Here is an 8,246-nt window from a genome sequence, read left to right as displayed (position 1 = left end):
CAACCCCACCGACTCGGTCACCGCCGGCTTCCTGCCCGCCGCCACCCGGCTCGGGCTGGACGTCACCGTCCTCACCGACGTCGCCGAGCCCCACCGGCGGGCCTACGCCGGCCTCGCCTTCCCCGCGCCCGAGGTACTGGAGTGCGACGTACGGGACTTCCGCGCCGTCATCAGCCTGATCTCCCGCCACCACGCACCCGACGCGGTGTTCAGCAACAGCGACCACCTCCAGACCCAGACCGCCCTGGCCGCCGAGTACTTCGGCCTCCCCGCCAAGGACTGGAAGGCCGCCCTGCGCGCCAAGGACAAGGGCCAGCTGCGCCGCCACCTCGCGCTCACCGGCCAGGACACCGTCTGGTCCGCCGAGTTGGCCCCCGAGCAGGACCCGGCCGAACTCGACCCGCCCTTCCCCTGCGTGGTCAAGCCCCGCGAGGGGGTGGCCAGCGAGGACGTCACCCTGGTCACCGACCCCGCCGAACTCACCCTCCGTTGCCGGGAGATCCGGCAGCGCCGGACAGGCGCCACCCTCGTGGTCGAGGAATTCCTGGACGGCCGGCTGTGCACCCTGGAGACCCTCGGCGACGGCCACCGCCGGCACGTCCTCGGCGGCTTCCGCACCCGGATCTCCCCACCGCCGGACTTCATCGAGGAGGTTCTGGAGTTCACTCCCGCCCACCCGGCCGACGCGGTCGAGCAGGTCCTCGCCCAGCTCGACGCACTCGGCGTAGGGCTGGGCGCCTGCCACACCGAGTTCGTCCTCCAGCCGGACGGCCGTGCCCGCATCATCGAGGTCAACTACCGCGCCATCGGCGACCAGTGCGACCTGATGCTCGCCGAGATCCTCGACGTCCCGCTCTTCGAGCTGATCCTCGGCGTCCACCTCGGCCGCGAACTGCCCGCCGACCTCGCCGAGCGCTGCGCCGTCACACCCCGCCGGGCCCGCAACGAGGTGGTCTGCGCCGACCGGGCCGGCGTCCTGACCGCCGCGCCCGGCCCGTACGACAAGGAGCGCGACGGCGTCCGGCTCGCCTACCGCCCGCTGCGCCCGCTCGGCCAGCGCCACCCGCACTACCGCACCAACCGCGACTACCTGGGTGTCATCTGGGCCATCGGCCCTGACCAGGGCGCGGTGGACGCCGCCGTCGCCCGCTTCCTCGCCGCCAACCGCTGGGAGATCACCCCGTGACCACCGACGAGGCGACCGCCGACGCGCAGCTCACCCTGCGCGTGCTCTCCGCCCTGCTGCGCGAGGACGTCCTCGGCCTGCGCACCCACGGCACCGTCGAGGACCGCCCGGACGGCCCCTGGCTGACCGTCGCCGAAGCCGAACTCGCCCTTCCCGTACGGCCCGACGGGTTCCAGAGCGAGTACGCCGCCCGGCTGCCGCTGCTGGATCTCGCCGGACGCCGCCTCACCGGCCTGGACACCGTCGTCGCCGCCCTCGCCGAACTGGCCGAGGCCGAGGACCGGCCCGGCTGGGCCGCGTTCGCCGAGGAGTGCCGCCAGACCCGCGCCACCATGGAACTGCACGAGCGGGTCCGGCCCGAGGTGCACGCCCGGCTCACCGACCTGTACGGCGCCGACCCCGCCGACTGGACCGGCCCCTCCGCCGCGCTCGGCCACGACGTCCTCGCCGCCCACCTCGACCACCCGGTCTACCCCACCGCACGCGGCCGCTCCGGCCTCGACGAGCACCAACTGCGCTCCTACGCCCCCGAGTTCCACCCGGCCTTCGAGCTGCGCTGGCTGGCCGTGCCGCCCGGGGCGCTCACCACCCACGGCGACCGCCCACTGCCCAGCTGGTGGCCCACCCCGGCCTGGCTCGGCCTCGGCGCCGAGTGCCCCGGAGAGGGCTGGAGCACCATGCCCGTCCACCCGTTGACCGTCGGCGCACCGCTGGACGAGGCGCTGCGGGCCACCGGCCTGGCCGGCCGCGCGGTCCTCGCCGACCGGCCGTACCTGACCGTCGTCCCGACCCTGTCCATGCGCACCGTCGCGGTCGCCGACGACCCGACCTGCCACCTCAAACTCCCGCTCGCGACCGCCACCCTGGGCCGCCTCAACCGCCGCACCATCAAGCCCGGCACCCTGGTCGACGGCGCCGCCGGCCAGCGGCTCGTCGAGGCCGTCCTGGCTAGCGAACCACGCCTGGCCGACCGGATCCTGCACGCCGACGAGCAGACCTGGGCGCACGCGGGGCACGAGTTGCTGGCCGTCCTGCTGCGCCGCTACCCGGCCGGGCTGGAGCGGTCGACGACCGTCCCGCTGGCCGCCCTGCTCGCTCCCGCGCCCAACGGCCGACTCGTACTCGACCACCTCGCCGACCGCTTCCACGGCGGCGACCCGCTGGCCTTCTACGACGCCCTGCTGGAGCTGCTGCTCGACTGGCAGACCACCCTGTTCGGCTACGGCATCGCCCTGGAGTCGCACCAGCAGAACACCTCCCTGGTGCTGGACCGGGACGGTCTGCGGCTGCTCTACAAGGACGACGACGGCCCGCGCGTGCACACCGCCCGGATGCGCGCCACCCTCGGCGAACTCGCGCCGTCACACGAGGAGTTCGACGACACCCGGATCTTCGTCGAGGACGACCGGGCGCTCACCGACCTGTTCACCACCATCACCGGCCACCTGTGCACCGGCGCCCTGGCCTTCGGCCTCGCCGAGCACGGCCGGGCCGAACTACCGGACACCCTGGCCCTGTTGAACAAGCGAATCGCCGAGGCCATCGACCGGATCGGACCGGCGGGCGAACCGCTGCGAACCGCGCTGCTGGAGGCCGAACGGCTCCCGGTCAAGGCCATGGTCACCGCCGGAACCCTGCTCAGCAAGCAGCGCTCGGGAGCCGCCGACATCAACAAGCACTACACCAGCGGCCCCAACTACCTGCGGGCGAACGGGACCCCGCGGTGAGCGTGGAGACCCTGACGCAGCGGTCGGAGCAGCCCGCCGACCGCCCCGGCGGGCTCGGCCGCCGCCAGGTACACGCCGTCGCCGCCTGCTACTTCGTCGCGTCCTTCGCCGCGCTCGGCCTACCGCCGTACCTGACCGCCATCCTGCCCGGGCTCGGTGACCCGCAGGCCCGCGGGGCCGGCGTGCTCTACATCGTCCCGACGGTGTTCAGCGCGCTCGGCGCACCGCTGTGGGGCCGGCTGGCCGACCGCTACGGCCGCAAGCGGCTGCTGCTGCGCGCCCAACTCGGGCTGACCGTCTCCTTCCTGCTGGCCGGTGCCGCCGATAGCCTGCCCGCCTTCACCCTCGCACTGGTCCTCCAAGGCTTCCTCGGCGGCACCTTCGCCGCCACCAACGGCTACCTCGCCGCCGCCCTCGACGGGCCCCGGCTGTCCCGGGCGCTCACCCTGATGCAGGGCAGCGCGCGGGCCGCACTGGTGGCCGCGCCGATCCTGGTCGGGGCGCTCTCCCCGTGGATCGGCCCGCACCGCCAGTACCTGGTGATGGCCGTACTCCCGCTCGCGGCCGCACTGTTCCTGTCGCTGCTACCCGAACCGGAGCGACCGCCCACTGAGGCGACCGCCGACGGCCGGCCCGAGCAGGGCTCCACCGCCCCGCTCCTGCCGCTCTACCTCTTCGAGTTCGTCTTCGTCTTCGCGACGGTCATCTCCTTCCCCTATCTCATCGCGCTCGCCGAGCAGCGCCTGCCCGGCGTCGACGGCACCACCACCGGCGTGCTCTTCGCCCTGCCGCACCTGTGCTACCTGGTGTTCGCCGCTCGCACCCACACCCTCTTCAACTCCCGTCCGCACGCCGGGATCGCGCTCGGCTTCGGCCTCGTCGCACTCGGCCTGGCCGGGCACGCCGTCGCCCACTCGCTCCCGGTGTTCGTCGCCGTACGGCTGCTGCTCGGTGCCGGACTCACGCTCGGCCTGGTGTGCCTGGCCGTGCTCGCCGCCGGGGCCGCCAAGGGCCGCCCGCCCGGACGGATGTTCGGCACTCTCGAACTCGTCTCCAAGGGCGGCGCCGTGGCCGCCGGCGCCGTCGCCGCGCTGGCCAACGGACGGTTCGGCGCGGCAGCCCCCGTGGTGGCCGGAACCGCCGCCGCCCTGCTGGCCGCCGTCGCGGCCACCGCACTCACCCTCCCGTCCCTCCGCCAGCGCTGGAGTCGTCGATGACCCCCGAGCAGTCCACCCGTCCCACCAGGGCCCACGAGCCGTTCGGCGATCACGAGTTGCCCGGCGCCGACGAGGCCGTGGCCCACACCCTGCTCAACTGCCTGCTGCGCGAGGTCTCCGCGCCCGAGCACCAGACCGCCGTCGACGACGGCCGCCTGCTGCTGCGGCTGCCCCGGCGCGGCGCCCTGCTCCGGGTCGCGCTGCGGCGCACCTCGCTGCTCGGATCGCACCGGTTCACCGGCCCGGTCGAGGTCGAACGAGAAGGCGAATGGGCCGAGTTGGGCTGGCGGGAGCTGGCCGAGTACGTCCAGGACGAACTGGAGCTGCGCACCGGAACGGTGAACGAGGAGTTCCTGGACCAGGTGGCGTCCAGCCATCACGGCGTCCGCCAGGGGCTGGACCGCCCCGCCCCCGGCTCCGACCGCTATCTGGAGTCCGAGCAGGCGCTGCTGTTCGGCCACCGCTTCCATCCGGCGCCCAAGTCCCGCTCCGCCGCCCGAGGCGACTGGCGCTGGTACGCCCCGGAGTCCCGCGCGGCCTTCCCGCTGCGCCACCTCGCCGTCCGCGCCGAGCTACTGGCCGAGGAGTCCCTGGACGGGGCCGCAACCGCCCTGCTCGACGGGCTCGGCGAGGTTCCGGACGGCTACCGGCTGCTGCCCGCCCACCCCTGGCAGTACCAACTCATCGGTGAACACCCGCTGTTGCATACGGCCATGGTCCGCGGTGACGTCCTCGACCTCGGTGCGCGCGGCGAGCACTTCACCGCCACCGCCTCGGTACGCACCCTGCACGGCGCCGATGCCTTCCTCAAGTTCAGCCTGGACGTGCGCATCACCAACTGCCTGCGCAAGAACGCCGCCTACGAGCTCACCGGCGCCGTCGCGCTCACCCGGCTGCTGGCCCCCGCGCTCGCCGATCTCGCCCGCCGGTTCCCCGACGCCGTGATGCTGCGCGAGCCCGCCTACCGCACCCTCGCACTGCCCGGCGCCGACGGCCGTCCCGACCGCGCGCTGTACGAGGGCTTCGGCCTGATCCTGCGCGAGGGCTTCGGAACGGCGCTGCGGCCCGGCGTCACCCCACTGCTCGCCGCCGCCGTCGCCGACGAGTACCCGACCAGCTCGGCACACATCTCCCGCCTGCTGGAGGGCAGTTCGGACGGCGAGGCGGCCCTCGACTGGTGGCGCGCGTACCTGCGACTGCTCCTCCCCCCGGTGCTGGCCGCCTACTTCGACCACGGCGTGGTACTGGAACCGCACCTGCAGAACGTGCTCATCGGCGTGGACGCCGACGGACGCCCGGCCCAGATGCTCTTCCGCGACCTGGAGGGCACAAAGCTGGTCCCCGAGCTCAACGCGGACCTCCTCGCCGCCCTGCCCCCCGAGGTCGCAGGCCCGATGACCTACGACGCCGAACGCGGCTGGGACCGGGTGGTCTACTGCCTGCTGGTCAACCACGTCGCCGAACTGCTCGCCGCCCTCGCCGACCGGCACCCCGAGTTCGAGGGCGCGCTCTGGCAGTGCGTCCGGGACGCCCTGGAGGAGTACGCCGCCGCGCACGGCCGTCCGCCCCGGCTGCGGGCGCTGCTGGCCGGCGTACCGCTGCCGGCCAAGGCCAACCTGCAGACCCGCTGGGAGCGCAAGGCCGACCGCGAGGCCGGGTACGTCCGACTGCCCTCCCCGTTGGCCGGATCGGTCCTCGCCGAGGCCGCCCGCATGACCGCCCACCTTCCCGCCGGGAGCGCCGTCCGATGACCGAGCACGTCCACCCGACCGCCCACGCCCACCCGACCGAGCGCGTTCGCCTGCCCGAACGCGTCCGTCGGCACGTCGCCGCCCTCGCGCCCGACGAACTGCCCGCCTACGTCTACGACCTGGCCGCGCTGCGCGCGCACGCCGCCGCCGTCCGGGCCGCACTACCCGAGCGGGTCGAGCTGTACTACGCGGCCAAGGCGAACCCGGAGGCGCCGCTGCTCACCGCGCTGCGAGAGGCGGTGGACGGCTACGAGGTCTCCAGCGGCGGGGAGTTGGCGCACGTGCGGGCCGCCGTACCGGACGCGCCGCTGGCCTTCGGCGCGCCGGGCAAGACCCCGGCGGAGATCGCCGCCGCGGTGGACGCCGGCGTGCACCGCTGGCACGTCGAGAGCGAGCAGGAGCTGCACCGGCTCGCAGCCGTCCTCGCTGAGCGGCCGGGGGCGGTCGTGGACGTGCTGCTGCGGGTCAACCTGCCGGTGGCCACCGACGCCCTCGACGCGGTGCCGCTCGCGATGGGCGGGCGCCCCACACCGTTCGGGCTCGACCCGGACCGGGCCGAGGAGTGCGTCCGGCTGCTCACCGGCGACGACCCGACCGGAACGGCAGGAGCAGCGGGGCCGCTCGGACGGGAGCCCTGGCGGCGGCTGCGGCTGCGCGGGGTACACGCCCACCTGGCCAGCGGGCTGGAGGCGACGGAGCAGTTGGCGGTCGCCGAGCAGATCGTCAGCTGGTCCGCTGAACTGGCCGAGCGGCACGGCTTCCCGCTCACGGAGGTCAACATCGGCGGTGGGATGGCCGTGGACTACGCGGACCCGGCGCGGCGCTTCGACTGGACGGCCTTCGGCGAGGGCCTGGCCAAGCTGCTCGACGCCCGCCCCGGGCTCACCCTGCGGATCGAGCCGGGGCGGGCGCTGACCGCCTACTGCGGCTGGTACGCGACGGAGGTGCTGGACGTGAAACGGAGCCACGGCGAGGACTTCGCGGTGGTCCGCGGTGGCACCCACCACCTGCGCACCCCCGCCACCCGCGGCCACTCCCAGCCCTTCGAGGTGCTCCCGGTGGATGCCTGGCCGCACCCGTGGCCACGCCCCGGCGTCACCACCGGCCGGGCCACCCTGGCCGGGCAGCTCTGCACCCCGAAGGACGTCCTCGCCCGGGCCGCGGGCGCGGCGGACGGACTGCGGGCGGCGGACCGCGTGCTGTTCGCGATGGCGGGCGCGTACGCGTGGAACATCTCGCACCACGAGTTCCTGATGCACCCCCGCCCGGGGTTCCACTACCTGGGCGGGTGAGGTCGCCCGGGTGGCGGCGTGCGGCTAGCGGCGAACGGGCCGCTGCGAACAGTGGACGGACGGCAGCAACAGATAACAGATTTCAAAATCCGTTATCTGTCGTCTGAAATCTGTTCGCTGTCATCTGTCGTCTGTCGTCTGTTATCTGTCACCTGTCAGCTGTTCGCCGACCCTGTCCGCCGCCGCCCCCTCCACCCGCTCATGGGAGAGTGGTAGGCAGCGAAGGGAGCGCGAACGTGCTGATGGACAAGGTGGCGGAAATACTCGCCGAGGCGTCGGCCGAGGTGGTCGAGCCGCGCTTCCGGGCGCTGGCGGCCGGCGAGGTGATGGAGAAGGCGCCCGGCGAGATCGTGACGGTCGCCGACCGCGAGGCCGAGGTCATCATCACCCGCCGCCTTCGCGAGCTGCTTCCCGTCCCGGTGGTCGGCGAGGAGGCCGTCGCCGCCGACCCGGAGCTCGCCCTGGCCATCCGCGACGAGTCCGCCGTCTGGCTGGTCGACCCGGTGGACGGCACCTCCAACTTCGTCGCCGGCCGCCCCGACTACGCCGTGATGTGCTCCCTCGTCCGCACCGGCCGGACCGTCGCCTCGTGGATCTGGCAGCCCGCCACCGCCACCGCGTACCGCGCCGAACTGGGCGCCGGCGCCTGGCGCGACGGCGTCCGCCTGACCCGCCCGCCGGCACCGACCGACCCCGCCGAGCTGTCCGGCGTCCTGAAGAGCCGCTTCCTCGACCCGGACCGCCGCCGCCGGCTCGACGCCAACAGCTCGGCCTTCGGCAACACCTCCCCCGGCCGGAGCGCCGCCGGGGTGGAGTACCCCGAGGTCGCCGAGGGCCGGTGCGACTTCATCCTCTACTGGCGCACCCTCCCCTGGGACCACGCCCCCGGCTCCCTGCTGGTCACCGAGGCCGGCGGTGTCTCCGCCCGGCTGGACGGCACCCCCTACCGCCCCGAGGCCCCGGGCTGCGAGGACGGCCTGCTGGTCGCCGCCGACCCACACACCTGGGAACTCACCCGGCGCGTCCTCCTCGCCGACTGACTCCTCACCGGCTGCCCCGTTCACCGACTGCCC

6 protein-coding genes are annotated in these 8,246 nt (G+C 74.1%); all 6 read left to right on the top strand.

The features are described from left to right. Positions 1 to 1,186, top strand: a 1,186-nt coding sequence (locus tag J0670_RS22515) for an acetyl-CoA carboxylase biotin carboxylase subunit family protein (RefSeq protein ID WP_207813460.1), incomplete at its 5' end; no start/stop codon positions are given. Beyond that, a complete protein-coding gene (locus J0670_RS22510; RefSeq protein ID WP_207813459.1) occupies positions 1,183 to 2,913 on the top strand; it encodes an IucA/IucC family protein in 1,731 nt (576 codons plus the stop codon). The genes J0670_RS22515 and J0670_RS22510, both read left to right, overlap by 4 nt. Continuing rightward, entirely contained in the window at positions 2,910 to 4,130 is a 1,221-nt protein-coding gene (locus tag J0670_RS22505) for an MFS transporter (RefSeq protein WP_307806641.1), read from the top strand. Before J0670_RS22510 ends, J0670_RS22505 begins: the two co-directional genes overlap by 4 nt. Next, positions 4,127 to 5,881, top strand: a complete 1,755-nt coding sequence (locus J0670_RS22500; protein WP_207813458.1) for an IucA/IucC family siderophore biosynthesis protein — start codon at positions 4,127 to 4,129, stop codon at positions 5,879 to 5,881. Before J0670_RS22505 ends, J0670_RS22500 begins: the two co-directional genes overlap by 4 nt. Then, positions 5,878 to 7,173 (top strand): type III PLP-dependent enzyme, encoded by a 1,296-nt coding sequence (locus J0670_RS22495; protein ID WP_207813457.1) that lies wholly within the window; start codon positions 5,878 to 5,880, stop codon positions 7,171 to 7,173. The genes J0670_RS22500 and J0670_RS22495 overlap by 4 nt, the downstream gene beginning before the upstream one ends. 242 nt (positions 7,174 to 7,415) lie before the next feature. After that, a complete protein-coding gene (locus J0670_RS22490) occupies positions 7,416 to 8,213 on the top strand; it encodes an inositol monophosphatase family protein (RefSeq protein ID WP_243437366.1) in 798 nt (265 codons plus the stop codon). Positions 8,214 to 8,246: the final 33 nt, after the last annotated feature.

The organism is Streptomyces sp. FH025 (genome assembly GCF_017427025.1).
Lineage (GTDB): Bacteria > Actinomycetota > Actinomycetes > Streptomycetales > Streptomycetaceae > Kitasatospora.
The sequence above is the reverse complement of the archived record's forward strand: the minus strand, read 5'-3'. Positions and strand labels throughout refer to the sequence as shown.

Excerpts from the sequence above, each read along its gene's own strand:
- J0670_RS22500 (WP_207813458.1), top strand. The coding sequence starts at position 4,127 with ATGACCCCCGAGCAGTCCACCCGTCCCACCAGGGCCCACGAGCCGTTC.
- J0670_RS22495 (WP_207813457.1), top strand. The coding sequence starts at position 5,878 with ATGACCGAGCACGTCCACCCGACCGCCCACGCCCACCCGACCGAGCGC.
- J0670_RS22490 (WP_243437366.1), top strand. The coding sequence starts at position 7,416 with ATGGACAAGGTGGCGGAAATACTCGCCGAGGCGTCGGCCGAGGTGGTC.